Source organism: Pseudomonas sp. Marseille-Q0931 (assembly GCF_940789645.1).
In the GTDB taxonomy this organism is placed as follows: domain Bacteria; phylum Pseudomonadota; class Gammaproteobacteria; order Pseudomonadales; family Pseudomonadaceae; genus Aquipseudomonas.
Genome location: NZ_CALNWT010000007.1, coordinates 184,565 through 203,781 on the forward strand (window position 1 = coordinate 184,565; position 19,217 = coordinate 203,781).

The following is a 19,217-nucleotide window of genomic DNA, read 5'->3' on the forward strand; positions in this document are numbered from 1 at the left end:
GTGGGAGGTGCTTTAGCGGCGAGATTGCTGCAAAGGTGTCGCGGCTAAAGCCCCTCCCACAGGGGGAGATCAATCGTGCCTCGGGAGGTCGTTCTTGTGTAGGAGGCGCTTTAGCGGCGAGCTTTGGCCATTGATCGCGGCTGAAGCCGCTCCTACGGGATCGTATCGGGCGTGTTCAGCATGTAGGGTGTTTAGCCCACCAGACCAGCCGTGGTGGGCTGAAGCCCACCCTACATGTAGCCCGGATGCAATTCGGGGCTTCGCTCAGGAGGCAGTCAGTCTGGCCGCGCTTTCGATCTCGCTGCAATCTTGCGGCGTTGGCGTATGGATCGCCGCCTGGCGATGCTTGAGCATGCCGCCTGTGCGCTGGTTGATGGCCGCGGTCATCTCGGCGAGGATCGCCGTGGCCACGCTTTCCGGCGTGTCGCCGCCGATATCCAGGCCGATGGGGTAGTGCAGGCGCTCCAGTGCCGGCAACTGCTCGGTATGCTGACGGATCTCGTTCAGCAGGCGTTCGGTGCGGTCACGCGGCCCCAATTGGCCGATATAGGCAGGCGAACCCTGCAGCACGCTGCCGAGCCAGTGACGATCCTGGCTGTAGCTGTGGCTCATGATCGCCACCAGGGCGCCGTCAGTTAGGGCGTGCAGATCGTAGGGTGGCTTGGCATCGACCTGCAGCACCGCATCCGCATCGGGGAAGCGTTCAGCGCGGGCGAAATGGGCGCGGCCATCAACCACCGTAACGTGCCAGTCCAGCAGTTTGGCCATATGCGTCAGCGGCTGGGCATCATGCCCGGCGCCAAAGATCACCAGGCGCCGCTGCGGCGCCAGATACTCGCAGAAAACCTCGATCTCGCCGCGCTCATCGCGGTAGCTGCGCAGCAAGGAGCGGCCATCGGTCAGGGTTCGTTGCAGGCCGGCGCGAACCTCGGCGTCGAGTTCAGGATCGAGCAGGCGATCGCTGTCGCTAAGTGCGGGATGCAGGTACAAGCGATCACCGACACGCACGCGGGCGTTGCGATAGCAGCCGATCACCGTGGCGACTGCCCCAGCCTGACCGCTTTCGCGCACCTGACGTAAGAGATCGAGCACCACCAGCGGCTTTTCCGCGCTGTGGCGTTCGAGCAGCACATGCACGGTGCCGTTGCAGCCGAGGCCGAAAGTCAGCGCGGCGTCCTGGTCGTCATCGTCTTCCTCGGTGGCCGTGCTGTAGCGGCGAATCACCGGCTCACCGCTATCTGTTAGCCACCAGGCCTTCTTCGCCACTTCGGACTCCAGGCAACCGCCGCTGATGGTGCCGACGGTGCCGCCATACAGCGGGATCAGCATGCGCGCGCCGGGGCGGCGATAGGCCGAGCCTTCGACCTTGACCACGGTGGCGAGCACGGCCTGGCCATTGTCGCGCTCCAGCGCGCGCATGGCCTCGAGCAGGGCGCTGATTCCCGACAGCATAGAGTTCTCCCGGACGGGTTTGGCGGTGTGATTCCAGGTTGGCAATGTCGCTCAGGTCAGTCGGGAAAGGTTAGGCCGATTCTGCGAGATTCTTGCCCGATCCTGCGTGGCTACCCTCGAAACGCTCGGCCAACTTGACGATGCGAGCACGTTCGGTGCGGATGTAATCGACGAAAGCCTGTGCTACAGGGGACAACCTGCGGCCGCGAATATTCACTACGCACCAGCTTCTTTGCAGCGGTAGCTCGGCCACTGGCAGTTCGCGCAGCAGGCCGTGCTGCAGCTCCAGGCGCACCGCATGGCGCGGTAGCAAGGCAATACCAAGCCCGGCCAGCACCGCTTCGCGCTGCGATTCCAGTGAACCGATCTCCAGCGTATGCGGGAAATGCGCGCGTTTCTGGTGGCAGTACTCCTCGCAGGCCCGGCGGGTACCGGAGCCGCTTTCGCGAATCAGCAGCGGATAGGCGGTTAGATCCTGCAACTGGAGACTGTCCGCCTCGCACAGCGGGTGATCTGGCGGCGCCACGGCGATGATCGGGTTGTTGAGAAAGGGCATGAAGTCCAGCGCCAGGTCCTGCGGCACCTGACTCATGATCATCAGGTCGTCGCGGCTGAGGGTCAGGCGACGCACAGCCAGAGCGTGGTTGACCACCGTAAGGTTGAGGCTGACTTCCGGATACTGGCGGCGAAAATCGGCGAAAAGGTGGGGAATGAAGTATTTGGCGCTGGATTCCACGCACAAATTGAGCTGCCCCTGCAGCGAGCCCTGCAAGTCGGACAACTGCATATCCAAGCTTTCCAGGCGGCCGAAAATGTCGCTGCTGGCGCGGCGCAGCGCTTCGGCGGCCTCGGTGAGGTAGAGCTTTTTGCCGACGTACTCGAACAGCGGCTGGCCGACCAGATCTTCCAACTGACGAATCTGCAGGCTCACGGCCGGTTGGGTCAGCGCCATTTCGTCGGCCGCACGGCTGTATGAGCCGTGCTCGCACACCGCCCGGAATAAGTGAAGCTGGCGCAAGGTCATGCGCAGCAGGGTTTTACGCACGTTTTCGTCCTCGTTCGATCAACGTATAAGTAATTACTTATGCACGATCAAATAATTATTCATTTTGGTTAATTCGTATAGCCGGATAGGGTTTCACCACGTTTGCAACCAACTGTTGCAGCGTCCCTTGCAGCTCTGCGCTGAGGATTGGATCGTGATAAGAAAAATATTGATCGCCAACCGTGGTGAGATTGCCGTCCGCATCGTGCGGGCCTGCGCCGAAATGGGCATCCGCTCGGTGGCGATCTATTCCGACGCCGACCGTCATGCGTTGCACGTCAAGCGTGCCGACGAGGCGCACAGCATTGGCGAAGATCCGCTGGCCGGCTATCTGAACCCGCGCAAGCTGGTCAATCTGGCGGTGGAAACCGGCTGCGATGCGTTGCACCCCGGCTACGGTTTCCTTTCTGAAAACGCCGAACTTGCAGAGATCTGCGCTGAACGTGGGATCAAATTCATAGGTCCGAGCGCGGAAGTCATCCGCCGCATGGGCGACAAGACCGAAGCCCGACGCAGCATGATGGCTGCTGGTGTGCCCTGCACTCCCGGCACCGAAGGCAACGTCGCCGACCTGGCCGAAGCCCTGCGAGAAGGCGAGCGTATCGGTTACCCGGTGATGCTCAAGGCGACCTCCGGTGGTGGCGGTCGCGGCATTCGTCGCTGCAACAGCCGCGAGGAGCTGGAGCAGGCCTACCCGCGAGTGATCTCCGAGGCGACCAAGGCCTTCGGTTCGGCCTCCGTCTTCCTGGAAAAATGCATCGTCAACCCGAAGCACATCGAGGCGCAGATCCTCGCCGACAGCTTCGGCAACACCGTGCACCTGTACGAGCGAGATTGCTCGATCCAGCGGCGTAACCAAAAACTGATCGAAATCGCCCCCAGCCCGCAGCTCACCCCCGAGCAGCGCGCCTATATCGGTGACCTGGCCGTGCGTGCAGCGCAGGCCGTGGGCTACGAGAACGCCGGTACCGTGGAGTTCCTGCTCGCCGAAGGCGAGGTGTACTTCATGGAGATGAACACCCGGGTGCAGGTGGAGCACACCATCACCGAGGAAATCACCGGCATCGACATCGTTCGCGAGCAGATCCGCATCGCTAGTGGCCTGCCGCTGTCGGTCAAGCAGGAAGACATCATCCACCGCGGTTATGCCCTGCAGTTCCGTATCAACGCCGAGGACCCGAAGAACAACTTCCTGCCGTCGTTCGGCAAGATCACCCGCTACTACGCCCCCGGCGGCCCCGGTGTGCGCACCGACACGGCGATCTACACCGGCTACACCATTCCGCCCTATTACGACTCGATGTGCTTGAAGCTGATCGTCTGGGCGCTGACCTGGGAAGAGGCGATGGATCGTGGCCTGCGCGCACTGGACGACATGCGCGTGCAGGGCGTGCGCACCACCGCGCCCTATTACCAGGAAATCCTGCGTAACCCGGAATTCCGTAGCGGCCAGTTCAATACCAGCTTCGTCGAAAGCCACCCGGAACTGACCCAGTACTCGATCAAGCGCAACCCGTCGCACCTGGCCATCGCCATCGCCACTGCCATCGCTGCCCACGCGGGCCTGTAGGGGACATCATGAGCAAGAAGATCACCGTTACCGATACCGTCCTGCGCGATGCCCACCAGTCGCTGCTGGCGACCCGCATGCGCACCGAGGACATGCTGCCGATCTGCGACAAGCTCGATCGCGTCGGCTACTGGTCGCTGGAAGTCTGGGGTGGGGCCACCTTCGATTCGTGCGTGCGCTTCCTCAAGGAAGACCCGTGGGAGCGCCTGCGCCAGCTCAAGGCCGCGCTGCCCAACACCCGCCTGCAGATGCTTCTGCGCGGGCAGAACCTGCTCGGCTACCGCCACTACAGCGATGACGTGGTGCGCGCCTTCGTGGCCAAGGCCGCGGTCAACGGCATCGACGTGTTCCGCATCTTCGATGCGATGAACGACGTGCGTAACCTGCGCGTGGCCATCGAGGCGGTCAAGGCTGCCGGCAAGCACGCCCAGGGCACCATCGCCTATACCACCAGCCCGGTGCACACCAACGAGGCCTTCGTCGGCCAGGCCAAGGCCATGCAGGCGATGGGCATCGACTCCATCGCGATCAAGGACATGGCCGGCCTGCTTACGCCCTATGCCACCTTCGAATTGGTCAAGGCGCTGAAGGCCGAGATCGATTTGCCGGTATTTATCCACAGCCACGACACCGCCGGTCTCGGCGCCATGTGTCAGCTCAAGGCCATCGAAGCCGGTGCCGATCATATCGACACCGCCATCTCCAGCCTGGCCTGGGGCACCAGCCATCCGGGCACCGAGTCGATGGTCGCCGCGCTCAAGGGCAGCGAGTTCGACACCGGCCTGGATCTGGAACTGATCCAGGAAATCGGCATGTACTTCCACGCTGTGCGCAAGAAGTACCACCAGTTCGAGAGCGAGTTCACCGGCGTGGATACCCGCGTGCAGGTCAACCAGGTGCCGGGCGGGATGATTTCCAACCTGGCCAACCAGCTCAAGGAGCAGGGTGCGCTGAACCGCATGAACGAAGTGCTGGAAGAAATTCCGCGTGTGCGTGCCGACCTCGGCTTCCCGCCGCTGGTGACCCCGACGTCGCAGATCGTCGGCACCCAGGCGTTCTTCAACGTGCTGGCTGGCGAGCGCTACAAGACCATCACCAACGAAGTGAAGCTGTACCTGCAGGGCCGCTACGGCAAGGCGCCGGGCAAGGTCGACGAGCAACTGCGCAAGCAGGCCATCGGCAGCGAGGAAGTGATCGACGTGCGCCCGGCCGACCTGCTCAAACCCGAGCTGGCGCGCCTGCGTGAAGAGATCGGCAGCCTGGCATCGTGCGAAGAGGACGTGCTGACCTTCGCCATGTTCCCTGACATCGGGCGCAAGTTCCTCGAAGAGCGCGCGGCCGGCACCCTCAAACCGGAAGAGCTGCTGCCCATGCCGAATGGCCAGGGCAAGGCGGCGCCGGTCGGTGGTGAAGGCGTGCCGACCGAGTTCGTGGTCGACGTGCATGGCGAAAGCTACCGCGTGGACATCACCGGCGTCGGCGTCAAGGGCGACGGCAAGCGCCACTTCTACCTGTCCATCGACGGCATGCCGGAAGAGGTGGTGTTCGAGCCGCTCAACGATTTCGTCGCTGGCAGCGGCGGCAAACGCAAGCAGGCCGGGGCACCGGGCGACGTGTCCACCACCATGCCGGGCAACATCGTCGATGTGCTGGTCAAGGAAGGTGACACGGTCAAGGCCGGTCAGGCCGTACTGATCACCGAAGCAATGAAGATGGAAACCGAGGTGCAGGCGCCGATTGCCGGTACCGTCAAGGCCGTTCACGTGGCCAAGGGCGACCGCGTCAATCCGGGCGAAGTGCTGGTGGAAATCGAAGGTTAACCTCTATGGAGCCCGGCCTGTTGGATGGGCAAGTTTGACGGGGCGTATAACCCGGGCTCCTTTTTTATTCGTTGGCGTCCCTGACCGGACGCCCAGGGTTCGAGACCCAGGAGCCGCAAGGCTCCTTTTTTTCCTGCAGTTCTCTGGTCATGCCCCAGGTGCGCAAGCACAGCGCGGGCGATCAGCACCGCTTGCGCGGGGCATGGCCTTCTCCTTTCAGCCGGCCGGAGCCTGAGCTCCGGCCGGCGCGTTTCACTCCTGAGGAAAACGTGCGCGCGGCGTGGCCATCGGTACCTTATCGCCATCGAGCGGCAGGAAGCTGCCCAGCTCGGCATCGTAAGCCTTGATCTGGCTGGTTTCGATGTCATACACCCAGCCATGGATGAACAGCTGACCGCGCGCCAGCCTGGCTGCCACCGACGGGTGCGTGCACAGGTGATTGAGCTGCGCCACCACGTTCTCTTCCGTGAGCACTTCCAGGGCTTCTTGGTTGTTGCTGCAGTTGCAATTCTCGGCGACCACGCTGCGCGCGACCTCGGCGTGGCGCAGCCAGGCCTTTACCGTGGGCATGCTTTCCAGAGACGCCGGGTTGAGTACCGCCTTCATCGCGCCGCAGTCGGAGTGCCCGCAGACGATAATGTGCTGCACACCCAGAGCCATCACCGCGTACTCGATGGCGGTGGATACGCCACCCATCATCTGCCCGTAGGCCGGTACGACGTTACCAACGTTACGGTTGACGAACAGGTCGCCCGGCGAGCTTTGGGTGATCAGCTCCGGCACCACGCGCGAGTCGGCGCAGGTGATGAACATGGCGCGTGGGTTCTGGGCGGTGGCGAGCTTCTTGAACAGCTCTTCCTGCTGCGGGAATACCTCGTTGCGAAAGCGTTTGAAGCCCTCGACGATGCTGTGCAGCGCCTGATCGGCGGTTTCGTTGCCCTCATGGGCCTGAAGCGGAATCACCTGATGTTTGTAAGGCATGCCCTGAACCTCTTTGTTATCGAAAATACGCTGCTAAAACGACAGCCGCAGCGGGGTGCGAGTCACACGCAAGTGTCGCCCGCGCTCGCAGGCGCGACAACCGGTAGGTTCATGCAGTTGGTGCCCGGTGTCGGTTTACCGATATGGCGTGCCGCACAGGGCGTCCTGTGCCCCGCTCAACGCGCGCTTTGCCGCTCCAGTTCATGCAGGTAGGGCAGGTCGGGACCGACCCGCGAGCAGGTCAGCGCGGCGGCTGCGATCGCTTGGTTCAGCATGGCGTCGATCTGCTCACGGCTCAGCGTTGCCAGCGCCTCGACGCTGTCCAGCTGGTGCCGCGCCAGGTAGGCGAGCAGCGCCGCCTGGAAGGTATCGCCGGCGCCGACGGTATCGCGGGTGTGCACGGCCACGGCCGGCGCCGAGCTGTGCCCGTGGCGGCTGTAGACGCTGGCGCCTGCGCTGCCCTGAGTGAGGAACACCAACTGGCAGCGTTCGTTGAGCCAGCTTGCCGCGACCTGTTGCGGGTCGCGCTCGGGATACAGCAATTGCAGATCCTCTTCGCTGACCTTGATCAGGTGTGCATGGCGGGCGAAGGTCTCTACGCGCTCTCGCCAAAGGGCGACATCCGGCGCCGGGCCGAGACGCACGTTGGGGTCGAGGCTGATCAGGCGATGCGGGTGCTCGCGCTGCACCAGCTGCAGCAGCGTGCTGGCCACCGGCTCCACCACCAGCGAGAAGGAGCCGACATGCACGCCGCGCACTTGATCATCGAGCGTTGGCAGGTGCTCGGTGCGCAACTGGCGGTCGGCGCAGCCTTCGCCGCGGAAGGAGTATCGCGGGGAGCCGCTGGCGTCCACGCCGACCATCGCCAGGGTGGTCGGCGCATCGCTGGCAATCAGGTAAGCATCGCTCACGCCCTCATCACTGAGCACCTGGCGCAGGTGTTGGCCGAGGCTGTCCGAGGAAATCCCGGTGAACAGCGCCGAGTCGGCGCCCATGCGGCGCAAGCCCAGCGCCACGTTGAACGGCGAGCCGCCGGCGATGGCCTTGAAGGCCAACTCGTTGCTACGCCCGCCGTCGTTCTGGATAAACACGTCGAACAGTGCTTCGCCACAGACCAGGTACATATTCATCTCCGTATCGATTCAAGGGCACATTTAAAAACCACCCGCTTCATTCAAGCCCCGATGCACCGAGCTGTAGGAGCGGCGCCCCGCTGCGAACCAGGGCGGCGCGGACTGGAAAAACTTAGCCCTAGGGCGTAATGCCGTTCATATAAGAAGCGGTCGGACGCGATTAGTCCCCTCGCCCCTTCGGGGAGAGGGTTAGGGCGGGCCGTGTTCGGCGAGGGGGGAGCTGGCAGTTTTGCGGCATTTACAGCCCTCTCCCCCAGCCCCTCTCCCATAAATGGGAGAGGGGAGCCAGGCGCGTACAGCCTTAAGTGAACAGCATTACGCTCCGGGGCGGGGCTCCTACGAAAAGCTGTTTTGCAAACCGGCTTTCACCGTCAGCGCTGCTCTCACTTCGAATTACCCTCTGCAAGCCGGCTGACCTGCTCGCGATAGCGTTGATAGACCGCCTCGTACTGCGCGGTGCTTGCAGCATCCGGTTGGGTGTGCGTGCTGGCATCGAGCTGCACGCAGCGCTCGCACAGTGCGGCCAGCTGCGCCTGGCGATCGTCGCCAGGCGTCAGGCACCAGGCAGCCTGGATCGCTGCGCCCAGGGCGGCGGCTTCGGTGTGCTGCGGGCAGACCAGCGGCGTGCCCATGATATCGGCGATCACCTGGCGCCAGACCGGGCTTTTCGCTGCGCCGCCGATCAGGTGAATGGTTTCGCTCTGCAGACCGCTGGCGCGCAGCAGGTCGAGCCCGTAGCGCAGGCCGAAGGCAGTGCCCTCGACCACCGCGCGGCACAGGTTGGCGCGGGTCAGGTTGTCGCTGTCCATGCCCAGCAGGCTGGCGCGCGCCGTCGGCAGCGCCGGCACTCGTTCACCGTTGAAGAACGGCAGCAGCAACAGGCCCTCGGCGCCGATGGGCGAGCGCTCGACCAGCTCGGCGAAGCTGTGGATATCCAGCTCCAGCAATTGCTGGATCAGCCCGCTGGCGCTGGTCAGGTTCATGGTGCAGATCAGCGGCAGCCAGCCGCCGCTCGATGAGCAGAAGGTCGCGACCTGCGCGTGTGGGCTGATCGTCGGCTGGGCGCTGTAGGCGTAGAGCGTGCCGGAGGTGCCCAGGCTCATGGTGATCGCACCGGGGCGGATATTGCCGGTGCCGATGGCGCCCATCATGTTGTCGCCGCCGCCGCTGGCCACCACGGCGTCCGGGTTCAGCCCCAATTGCCGGGCGACCTGTGGGCGGATGCGGCCCACCAGCTGATCCGGGCCGATCAGCTCCGGCAGTGCGCGCTGCAGGCGCCCGCTGGGGTCGATGAAATTCAGCAGCTCGACATCCCAGCTGCGCGTGCGCACATCGAAGTAGCCCGTGCCGGAGGCGTCGCCGTACTCGCTGCAGGCGCGGCCGGTGAGCCAGTGGTTGAGGTAGTCGTGGGGCAGCAGGATATGGGCGATGCGCTCGAACACATCGGGGTGCTGCTCGCGGGTCCAGAGCAGCTTGGACACCGTGTAGCCGGGTGCGATGGCCACGCCGAGGCGTTGCAGCGAACCGGCTTCCCCGCCGAGGTGATCGAGCAGGCGCTGGTTTTCCGGAGTCGATTCGGTGTCGCACCAGAGCTTGGCCGGGCGCAGCACCGCGCCCTGTTCGTCGAGCAGCACCAGGCCATGCTGCTGGCCGGAAACGCCGATACCCAGAATCCGCTCGCCGCCGATGCCCGCAGCCGCCAGCGCCTGACGCGTCGCCTGCTCGAAAGCGTCCAGCCACTGCTGGGGCTGCTGTTCGCGACGGCCATTGGCGCCGCTGTGCAGCGTGTGGCTGGCGCTGCCTGCACCGAGCACCTGGCCATTATCGGCATCCAGTATCAGCGCCTTGGTGCCCTGGGTGCCGCAGTCGATGCCGAGGTACATGGCTCAGTCGCCCAGCAGGGTCTGCAGGGTGCGGGTCACGCCCAGCTTGCGAAGGCTGTCGTAACACAGCTCGAAGGCCGCGATGAACGCTTCCGACTGCGGGATGGCGGTGCCGAATATCGCCTCGACGCCGAGCACCCGCTCGCGCACCTGGTCGTCGTCGGCCACCAGCGCCTGACAGAACTCGGCGCGCGGATCGGGGATGCGATAGTGCGCGCCGGTCTCGTCGACGCCCTTGAGATACAACGCCCAGGCCGCGACCACCAGGGCCGCGCGTTCCAGTGGCCGACCGTCTTCGATCAGGCGGTTGAGGGTCGGCACGATGAACTTGGGAAACTTCGACGAGCCGTCCGAGCAGACCCGTTCGAGCTGATCGGCGATGGCCTGGTTGGAGAAGCGCTCGATCAGCGTGTCCTTGTAGTGGTCCAGGTCGATGCCCGGCACCGGCGCCAGTTGTGGGGTGACGTCCAGGTCCATGAAGGTGCGCACGTATCGGCGCATCAGCGGATCGTTCATGGTCTCGTGAACGAAGCGATAGCCCTTGAGAAAACCCAGGTAGGTCAGCGCCAGATGGCTGCCGTTGAGCAGCTTGAGCTTCATTTCCTCGTAGGGCGTGACGTCATCGGTGAACTGCACGCCGACCTCTTCCCAGGCTGGGCGGCCGCTGACGAACTTGTCCTCCAACACCCACTGAACGAAGGGCTCGCAGACCACCGGCCAGGCGTCCTCGACGCCATGCTGTTCGGCCAGTTGCTGGCGGTGGGCGGCGCTGGTCATCGGCGTGATGCGGTCGACCATGGCGTTGGGGAAGCTCACGTGATGGTCGATCCAGCTGGCCAGCTCGTGATCGGCCAGGTGGGCGAATGCCAGCAGCGCCTTGCGCGTGACGTCGCCGTTGTGCGGCAGGTTATCGCAGGACATCAGGGTGAAGGCCGGAGTGCCGGCGGCGCGGCGTTTGGCCAGGGCCGCGCAGAGAAAACCGAAGACGCTTTGCGGCGATTCGGGGTGGCGCAGGTCGTGCTGGATAGCGGGTAGCTCGGCGAGAAATTCGCCGGTGCTGTCGTCGATGCAGTAACCACCCTCGGTGATGGTCAGCGAGACGATGCGAATCGCCGGGTCGGCCAGCTTGTCGATCAGCGCCTGCGGCGATTCCTCGGCCAGCAGCATATCGGTGATCGCGCCGATCACCCGCACCGGCAGGTTCGGCTCATCGCCCAGTTCGACCAAGGTGTAGAGATGGTCCTGGCTGGCCAGAGCGTCACGCATGGCGCGGTCTTCGCTGCGTACGCCGACGCCGCAGATGCCCCAGTCCAGCGCCAGGCCCCGGTTCATCAGGGCATCGGTGTAGACGGCTTGATGCGCGCGGTGAAAGCCGCCGACGCCGATGTGGGCAATGCCGGTGCGGATCATGTCCGGGGTGTAGCGGGGCAGCGCGATAGCGCCGCCCAGCTGGGAGAGTTGCTGGCGATTGAGCTTCATCCGAAGAATCCCGTATTGGAGCGCGGCGTCAGGCGGCCTGCTGCAGTGGTTTGGCGATGGCCTGGCCATCGGCATCGAAGAGGTGGCAGTGCGCCGCGTCGAAGTCCAGCGTCAGGGCGTCGCCATAACGCGGTGCGAAGTCGCCGCGTACGCGCACCGTGAGCATCTCGCCCGAGGCGCAGCGCACGTGGCAGAAGGTGTCGCTGCCCAGGCGCTCACTGACGTCGGCGGTCACCTGCAGGCGACCGGTATCGGCGGCGACGACGTTGAGGTGTTCGGGGCGCACGCCCAGGGTTACGCTGCTGCCCTGGCTGAGGCCGGCGGCGGACAGCGGCAGCGTCAGATGCGTGCCGCACTCCAACTGCACCTCGCAGCTGTCGGCACCGGCCTTGTGCAGCGTGCCGCGCAGAAAGCCCATCTTCGGCGTGCCGAGAAAGCCGGCGACGAACAGGTTGGCCGGGTGGTGATACAGCTCCAGCGGCGAGCCGACCTGCTCGACGCGGCCGCCATTGAGCACCACCACCTTGTCGGCCAGAGTCATGGCTTCGACCTGGTCGTGGGTCACGTAGATCATGGTCGCCTGCAGGTCCTTGTGCAGCCGCGCCAGCTCCAGGCGCGTTTGCACGCGCAGGGCGGCGTCGAGATTGGACAGCGGCTCGTCGAACAGGAAGATCTTCGGGTTGCGCACGATGGCACGGCCGATGGCCACGCGCTGGCGCTGGCCGCCGGAGAGCTGCTTGGGTTTACGCTCGAGCAGCGACTCCAGTTGCAGGATGCGCGCGGCATTGGCCACCTTCTCCTCGACTTCCTGCTTGCCGACCCGGGCCAGGTCGAGGGCGAAGGAGAGGTTCTTGCGCACCGTCATGTGCGGGTACAGCGCGTAGGTCTGGAACACCATGGCCAGGTCGCGCCTGGCCGGGGCGACGTCGGTGATGTCCTTGCCGTCGAGCTCGATATGGCCGCTGCTGACCTCTTCGAGCCCGGCGATCAGCCGTAGCAGGGTGGATTTGCCGCAGCCCGACGGGCCGACGAAGACCACGAACTCGCGGTCGCGGATGTCCAGGTCGATACCCTTGATGATCGCGGTGCCGTCGAAGCCTTTTTTCAGGTTGCGGATCTTCAGATCAGCCATGTCGGAGTTCTCCCGTTATTTCACTGCGCCGAAGGACAGGCCGCGGACAAGTTGCTTCTGGCTGATCCAGCCGAAGATCAGGATGGGCGCACAGGCCAGGGTCGAGACGGCGGAAAGCTTGGCCCAGAACAATCCCTCGGGGCTGGAGTAGGAGGCCACCAGCGCGGTCAGCGGGGCGGCGGCGGAGCTGGTCAGGTTGAGCGACCAGAACGCCTCGTTCCAGCACAGGATCAGCGACAGCAGCATGGTCGAGGCCAGCCCGCCGCGGGCGATCGGCAGCAGCACGCGGACGATCTCCTGCCAGGTGGTGGCGCCATCGAGGCGCGCGGCTTCGAGGATGTCCACCGGGATGTCCTTGAAGTAGGTGTAAACCATCCACACCAGGATCGGCAGGTTGATCAGGGTGTAGATGATGATCAGCGCCAGGCGCGAATCGAGCAGGCCGAACTGCTTGGCCAGCAGGTAGATCGGCACCAGCACGCCCACCGGCGGCAGCATCTTGGTCGACAGCATCCACAGCAGCGTGCCCTTGGTGCGTTTGCTCTCGAAGAAGGCCATGGAATAGGCGGCGGGCACGGCCAGGAGCATGCCCAGCAGCGTCGCCGAGACGGAGATCAGCACCGAGTTCCAGGCGAAGGCGAAGTAGTCGCTGCGCTCGTTGATGTGCAGGTAGTTCTCCAGCGTCGGCGTAAAGATGAACTGCGGCGGCGTGGCGAAGGCGTCGATCTCGGTCTTCAGGCTGGTCAGCACCATCCAGAAAATCGGGAAGAAGATCAGCGCGGCGATGGCCCAGGCGAGGATGCCGATGACCAGGCTCTGCAGGCGGCGGGACTGTTTCAGGGTCAGCATGCTGCGCTCCTACTGCCGCTCGGTGAGGTTCTTGCCGATCATGCGGATCAGCACGATGGCGGCGATATTGGCGATGACCACGGCGATCAGCCCGCCGGCCGAGGCCATGCCGACGTCGAACTGCAGCAGCGCCTGGGTGTAGATCAGGTAGGCCAGGTTGGTCGATTCGTAACCCGGGCCGCCGCTGGTGGTGGTGTAGATCTCGGCGAATACCGAGAGCAGGAAGATGGTTTCGATCATCACCACCACGGCGATCGGCCGTGCCAGGTGTGGCAGGGTCAGGTGCCAGAAGATGGCGATGGGGCCGGCGCCGTCGAGGCGCGCGGCCTCCTTCTGTTCCTGATCCAGCGACTGCATGGCGGTCATCAGGATCAAGATGGCGAACGGCAGCCACTGCCAGGACACGATCAGGATGATCGAAAACAGCGGGTGGTGCGCCAGCCAGTCCACCGGCTGGGCGCCGAAGAACTGCCAGACAGCGGCGAGAATCCCCGATACCGGGTGGAAGATCAGGTTCTTCCACAGCAGCGCGCTGACCGTGGGCATGATGAAGAACGGCGAGATCAGCAGCACCCGCACGATGCCGCGGCCGAAGAACTCGCTGGCCTCCAGCAAGGCGGAAATCAGCACGCCGAACACCACGCTGATCAGCAGCACGCTGCCGACCAGCAGCACGGTGTTGCCGGCGCCGGAGAGGAAGGCGGCATCGGTGACGAAGTATTCGAAGTTTTCCAGGCCGACGAAGTCGTTCTCGCCGGGGTAGAGCAGGTTGTAGCGGATCAGCGAGAAATAGACGGTCATGCCCAGCGGCACGATCATCCAGATCAGCAGCAGGAGCACCGACGGGCTGACCAGAAACCAGCCGGGCGCCAGACGCCGCGGCTTGCGCTCGCCTGGGGTGCTGACCTGTGCAGCAGGGGTGTCGATGGCCGAGGTGTTCATGGTGCCTCCGAAAGGCAGTGTCGTGGTGACAGACGCGGTCCGTAGGGTGGGTTAGGCGTCTTGTCGGGATACTCTGGCGCCTCTCGCTCAAGATGGCGCCGTAACCCACCATTGGTGCAACGCCGACTATCGCCTGGTGGGTTACGCGCCGCGCTGTCATCGCGGCGTCTGGGCTGTCATTGGACGCGGCGCTAACCCACCCTACGGGAAAGCGGCTTCTCTACTTGGGATAGCCGGCGCGCTTCATTTCCCGCTCGGTGCTCTGCTGCGCGGCTTGCAGCGCCTGGTCAGGTTGCATCTGGCCGGTGAGCGCGGCGGCGAACAGCTTGCCGACACTGGTGCCGATGGCCTGGAACTCGGGGATGGTCACCAGCTGGATGCCCACGTAGGGCACCGGCTTGGCGCTGGGGTTGGCTGGGTCGGCCTGCTTCAGCGAATCCAGGGTGACCTCGGCGAACGGCGCCGCCTGCATGTAGGCATCGCTGTAAGTCGAGGCGCGGGTGCCTGGCGGTACGTTGGCCACGCCATCGCGCTCGGCCACCAGCTCGGCATAGGCCTTGGAGGTCGCCCAGGCGCTGAAGGTCTTGGCCGCTTCCTTGGATTTGGAGCTGGTGGGGATCGCCAGTGCCCAGGAGTACAGCCACGACGCGCCCTTTTCGGTGGTCTGAGTCGGCGCGAAGGTGAAGCCGACCGAGTCGGCGACCTTGCTCTGAGATTCATCGGTGACGAACGAGCCGGCCACGCTGGCATCGACCCACTGCGCGCACTTGCCGCTGTTGAACAGCGCCAGGTTCTCATTGAAACCGTTGCTGGAAGCGCCCGGCGGGCCGTACTTCTTCATGTTGTCGACATAGAAGTTCAGCGCGTTCTTCCACTCGCTGCCGGTGAACTCCGGCTGCCACTGCTCGTTGAACCAGCGCGCGCCGTGCGCGTTGGCCAGGGTGGTGATCAGCGCCATGTTCTCGCCCCAGCCGGCCTTGCCGCGCAGGCACAGGCCATAGACTCCCTTGTCCGGCTGATGCAGCTTGCCGGCGAACTCGGCGAGCTGATCCCAGGTCGGCCGCTCGGGCATGGTCAGGCCGGCCTGTTCGAACAGGTCGGTGCGGTAGTAGGTGATCGAGGCTTCGGCATAGAAGGGCAGGGCATACAGCGTGCCCTTGGCCGACAGGCCTTCGCGCACCGAGGGGAAAACGTCGTCGAGGTCGTAGTCGGCCGGCAGCTCGGTCATCGGCTCCAGCCAGCCTTTCTCGCCCCACAGCGCCGCTTCGTACATGCCGATGGTGAGCACGTCGAATTGGCCGCCCTGGGTGGCGATGTCGGTGGTCAGACGCTGGCGCAGCACGTTCTCTTCGAGCACCACCCACTTGAGTTTGATGTCCGGGTTCTGCTCTTCGAAGGTTTTCGCCAGGCGCTGCATGCGGATCATGTCGCTGTTGTTGACCGTGGCGATGGTCAGGGTTTCGGCGCTCTGGGCGACCGCGGTGAGGGACAGGCAGGAGGCTGCAACGAGGGCTTTGATCGCGTTGTTCATGCTTGTGAACTCCTCTCCCGCGCCGGTTCGGCTACGGAAGAACGTTATTGTTTTTGTTTCGCTCGGGCTCGATTACACCCCCGCAGACTCGCGCGGACAAATCCTAGAGCGCACAGTGATCGATACTTTTTTGCACTTGAGAGTCCGCTGGAACATAGCGCGAACGCGGATGAAAACTGCTTGGCAGAGCGGTCGCCGCGATGCAGGCAGCAGAAGCAACCGCCGAATCAGTACAGGTTTTGCTCGGTCAGGCGCTGCACCACCAGCTTGCGATAGCCCGTGGGCGTCATACCCTTGAGCTGCTGGAAGCGGCGATTGAAGTTGGAAATGTTGCTGAAGCCAGACTCGAAGCACACCTCGGTCACCGGCTTGTCGCTCTTGCTCAGTAGTTCGCAGGACTTGCTCACGCGCAGGCGATTGACGAACTCGACGAAGCCGCGGCCGGTGGCCTGTTTGAAGAAGCGCGAGAAGTAGGTGGGCGTCATGCCCAGGTAGTCGGCGACCTCTTCCTGGCTGATGCCCTGCGCGTAGTGCTGGAAGATGTAGTCCACCGCGCGGTTGATGCGCTCGACATGCTGCTCGTCGCCGAACTCGGAGGAGGTCACGGCCGAGAGCAGCTGGTAGTCCTCACTGCCGGCTAGCAGCTCCATGAGGATGAAGAAGTGGCCCAGGCGGCTGATGCCGCGGCTGCTGGCGATCTTGCCGAGCAGAGCGGCGGCCTGGCGAATCACCTGCGGGTCGCGAAATTCGATGCCGAATTGCGCGCGGGCCAGCAATGGCTGCAGGCTTTTCAGTTCGGCGAACACCGCGGTGCCGCTTTCCAGTACTTCGTCGGTGAAATTGACCAGCATGTCGCGGGTCTCGACCACTTCGCCGTCTTCGACCTGGCTGATCCAGTTATGCGGCAGGCCGGGGCCGGTGAGAAACAGTGTGTAGGGCGAGAAGTTGCCGATGTAGTCGCCGATGAACACCTTGCCCGAGCTGGCGACGATCAGGTGTAGCTCGTATTCCTTGTGGAAGTGCCAGCGCACCAGCGGCGAGGGAAAGCCGTGCTGGCGGTAGATCAGCGAATGGCCTTCGTGGTCGTCCATCAGTTCGTAGGACGGGTCGGCTACGCGGGCTGTACGGGTCATGGGGCTTCGTCGGTCAATGCCTAGAGTCACCACGTTTTAACATATCGAGCGGCGCGGCCAAGTCAGAGCAGGCTCAATTGCGCACCTGGCGGGCAGAACTGCGAACAGTCCAGCGTAAAACTGTCGCGACGATCCAGGCCGAGCTTGCGCCGCGCCAGGCGAAAACGCTGCTGCAGCAGGTCGGCGAACTGGCCCTCGCCACGCATGCGGCTGCCGAAGCGACTGTCGTAGTTCTTGCCGCCACGGCTCTGGCGAATCAGGCTCATCACATGCTCGGCGCGGTCGGGAAAATGCGCCTGCAGCCACTGTTCGAACAGTTCGGCGATCTCCAGCGGCAGGCGCAGCAGCACGTAACCCGCCGAACGTGCACCGGCATCGCGTGCGGCTTCGAGCAGGTGCTCAAGCTCCATGTCGTTGATCATCGGAATCATCGGCGCGCACATCACGCTCACCGGCACGCCGGCCTCATGCAGCGTGCGCATGGCACGCAGGCGGGCGGCAGGCGCCGCAGTGCGCGGCTCCATGATGTGTTTCAGCTCGTCGTCCAGGGTGGTCAGGCTGAAGGCCACGCTGACCAGGTTATGGCTGGCCAGCTCGCTGAGCAGGTCGAGGTCACGCAGGATCAGCGAACCCTTGGTGATGATGTGCAGCGGATGCTTGTAACGCAGCAGAATCTCCAGCGCCTGGCGGGTCAGGCGCTGTTCGCGTTCGATCGGCTGGTAGGCGTCGGTGTTGATGCCCAGGGCGATGGGCTGCGCTACGTAGCCGGGCTTCTGCAACTGTTCTTCGAGGCGCTCGGCCAGGTTGGTCTTGGCGATCAGCCGGGTTTCGAAGTCGATGCCCGGCGACAGGTCCCAATAAGCATGACTCGGCCTGGCGAAGCAGTAGATGCAACCGTGTTCGCAGCCGCGATAGGGATTCACCGAACGGTCGAAGCCGACGTCCGGTGAGTTGTTGTGGGTGATCGCGGTCTTGGCCTTTTCCTTGCGCACTTCGGTGGCGCGGCTCAGGGGCGTCTCTTCCTGATACCAGCCATCGTCTTCATGCTCCGAGCGCGTCGGCGCAAAGCGATTGTGCGGATTGCTGGCGGTGCCACGGCCTCGTGGCGGCTGGCTGGCGGACATGCTCGGACTCCAAAATATACTGTATAAAAATACAGCTATTTGTCGTTCGAGCAAGTCCCTTCTGTCGCGAGGCGATCAAGCTGCCGCGGTCTGCGGCGTCTCCTCACGCTTGGCATAACGCTGCGCCAGCACCGCGCAGACCATCAGCTGGATCTGGTGGAACAGCATCAGCGGCAGGATCAGCACGCCAATGGCGCCGCCGGCGAATAGCACCTGCGCCATGGGCACGCCGGTGGCCAGGCTCTTCTTCGAACCGCAGAAGAGAATGGTGATGCGATCTTCCAGGCTGAAGCCCAGCCATTTGCCGAGCAAATGGGTCAGCACCAGCGCCAGGGCCAGCAATACGCAGCAGGCGAAGGTCACGGCCAGCAGGGTGAGCAGCGGCACCTCCTGCCACAGGCCGCCGATCACCGCAGCGCTGAAGGCGGTGTAGACCACCAGCAGGATCGAGCTTTGGTCGACGTATTTCAGCCAGCTCTTGTTCTTAGTCACCCAGGCGCCGATCCAACGCTGGGCGATCTGCCCGAGTACGAACGGCAGCAGCAGTTGTAGGCTGATCTTGCCGATGGCGTCGAGGGTCGAGCCACTGTCGCCCTGCACGCCCATCAGCAGCGCCACCAGCAGCGGGGTGACGAAGATGCCGAGCAGGCTGGAGGCCGCCGCACTGCAGATGGCTGCCGGGATATTGCCGCGTGCCAGCGAGGTGAAAGCGATGGCCGACTGCACGGTGGCCGGCAGGGCACACAGGTAGAGCATGCCCAGATACAGCTCATTGCCCAGCAACGGCTCCAGCGCCGGCTTGAGGGCCAGGCCGAGCAGCGGGAAGAGGATGAAGGTGCAGGAGAACACCAGTAGGTGCAGGCGCCAGTGCCCGGCCCCGGCGATGATCGCCTGGCGCGACAGCTTGGCGCCATGCAGGAAGAACAGCAGGGCGATGGCCAGGTTGGTGATCCACTCGAAGATCGTCGCGATCTGGCCGCTGGCAGGCAGCAGCGTGGCGGCGAGTACCACGGCAAGCAGGGTCATGGTGAAGGCATCGGGTAACAGGCGGCGCAGGAACATGGCGAATCTCGGGCTTGCGATACGGAAGGTCGCCACATTATCGTCATCGAGGATTTCCGACTAACGCCAAAGAGCCAGCAA

At 64.1% G+C, this 19,217-nt stretch carries 15 protein-coding genes; 2 read left to right on the forward strand and 13 right to left on the reverse strand.

The window, feature by feature from the left end; all coding sequences use genetic code 11:
* Positions 1-264: 264 nt before the first annotated feature.
* Together P3C50_RS13405 and P3C50_RS13410 are read right to left on the reverse strand one after the other, a co-directional pair.
* The gene (locus P3C50_RS13405; RefSeq protein WP_275546381.1) at positions 265-1,452 is read right to left on the reverse strand and encodes an XdhC family protein; all 1,188 of its coding nucleotides are present in this window, start codon (positions 1,450-1,452) and stop codon (positions 265-267) included.
* Positions 1,453-1,522: 70 nt separating this feature from the next.
* Complete coding sequence (locus P3C50_RS13410) at positions 1,523-2,497, reverse strand: LysR family transcriptional regulator (protein WP_275546382.1); 975 nt, start codon at positions 2,495-2,497, stop codon at positions 1,523-1,525.
* A gap of 154 nt (positions 2,498-2,651) precedes the next feature.
* Between P3C50_RS13410 and P3C50_RS13415 the strand changes: the two genes are divergently transcribed.
* Entirely contained in the window at positions 2,652-4,067 is a 1,416-nt protein-coding gene (locus P3C50_RS13415; protein WP_197858875.1) for an acetyl-CoA carboxylase biotin carboxylase subunit, read from the forward strand.
* Between the two features lie 8 nt (positions 4,068-4,075).
* Positions 4,076-5,887 (forward strand): sodium-extruding oxaloacetate decarboxylase subunit alpha, encoded by a 1,812-nt coding sequence (gene oadA, locus P3C50_RS13420; RefSeq protein WP_197858874.1) that lies wholly within the window; start codon positions 4,076-4,078, stop codon positions 5,885-5,887.
* Positions 5,888-6,139: 252 nt separating this feature from the next.
* On the opposite strand, the gene P3C50_RS13425 is transcribed toward oadA, so the two are convergent.
* The 11 genes from P3C50_RS13425 to P3C50_RS13475 form a co-directional block, all read right to left on the reverse strand.
* Entirely contained in the window at positions 6,140-6,868 is a 729-nt protein-coding gene (locus tag P3C50_RS13425; RefSeq protein WP_197858873.1) for a carbonic anhydrase, read from the reverse strand.
* A gap of 176 nt (positions 6,869-7,044) precedes the next feature.
* Entirely contained in the window at positions 7,045-7,992 is a 948-nt protein-coding gene (locus P3C50_RS13430) for a carbohydrate kinase family protein (RefSeq protein WP_275546383.1), read from the reverse strand.
* Between the two features lie 392 nt (positions 7,993-8,384).
* On the reverse strand, positions 8,385-9,884 hold the full coding sequence (gene xylB, locus P3C50_RS13435; RefSeq protein ID WP_275546384.1) for a xylulokinase: 1,500 nt from the start codon (positions 9,882-9,884) through the stop codon (positions 8,385-8,387).
* A gap of 3 nt (positions 9,885-9,887) precedes the next feature.
* Positions 9,888-11,363 carry a mannitol dehydrogenase family protein gene (locus P3C50_RS13440; protein ID WP_275546385.1) on the reverse strand — a complete coding sequence of 492 codons (1,476 nt, stop codon included), beginning with the start codon at positions 11,361-11,363 and terminating at the stop codon, positions 9,888-9,890.
* Positions 11,364-11,391: 28 nt separating this feature from the next.
* Entirely contained in the window at positions 11,392-12,495 is a 1,104-nt protein-coding gene (ugpC, locus tag P3C50_RS13445; protein WP_275546386.1) for an ABC transporter ATP-binding protein, read from the reverse strand.
* A 15-nt stretch (positions 12,496-12,510) separates the two neighbouring features.
* Positions 12,511-13,344, reverse strand: coding sequence for a carbohydrate ABC transporter permease (locus tag P3C50_RS13450; RefSeq protein WP_275546387.1), 834 nt, complete (start codon positions 13,342-13,344; stop codon positions 12,511-12,513).
* A 9-nt stretch (positions 13,345-13,353) separates the two neighbouring features.
* Positions 13,354-14,286 carry a carbohydrate ABC transporter permease gene (locus P3C50_RS13455; RefSeq protein ID WP_275546388.1) on the reverse strand — a complete coding sequence of 311 codons (933 nt, stop codon included), beginning with the start codon at positions 14,284-14,286 and terminating at the stop codon, positions 13,354-13,356.
* Positions 14,287-14,506: 220 nt separating this feature from the next.
* Positions 14,507-15,817, reverse strand: coding sequence for an ABC transporter substrate-binding protein (locus P3C50_RS13460; RefSeq protein ID WP_275546389.1), 1,311 nt, complete (start codon positions 15,815-15,817; stop codon positions 14,507-14,509).
* 227 nt (positions 15,818-16,044) lie between these two features.
* Positions 16,045-16,950, reverse strand: coding sequence for an AraC family transcriptional regulator (locus tag P3C50_RS13465; protein ID WP_275546390.1), 906 nt, complete (start codon positions 16,948-16,950; stop codon positions 16,045-16,047).
* 62 nt (positions 16,951-17,012) lie between these two features.
* Positions 17,013-18,074 carry a PA0069 family radical SAM protein gene (locus P3C50_RS13470; protein WP_275546391.1) on the reverse strand — a complete coding sequence of 354 codons (1,062 nt, stop codon included), beginning with the start codon at positions 18,072-18,074 and terminating at the stop codon, positions 17,013-17,015.
* A gap of 75 nt (positions 18,075-18,149) precedes the next feature.
* Positions 18,150-19,136: a bile acid:sodium symporter family protein gene (locus P3C50_RS13475; RefSeq protein ID WP_275546392.1), complete on the reverse strand. Its 987-nt coding sequence runs from the start codon at positions 19,134-19,136 to the stop codon at positions 18,150-18,152.
* Between the last annotated feature and the right edge of the window lie 81 nt (positions 19,137-19,217).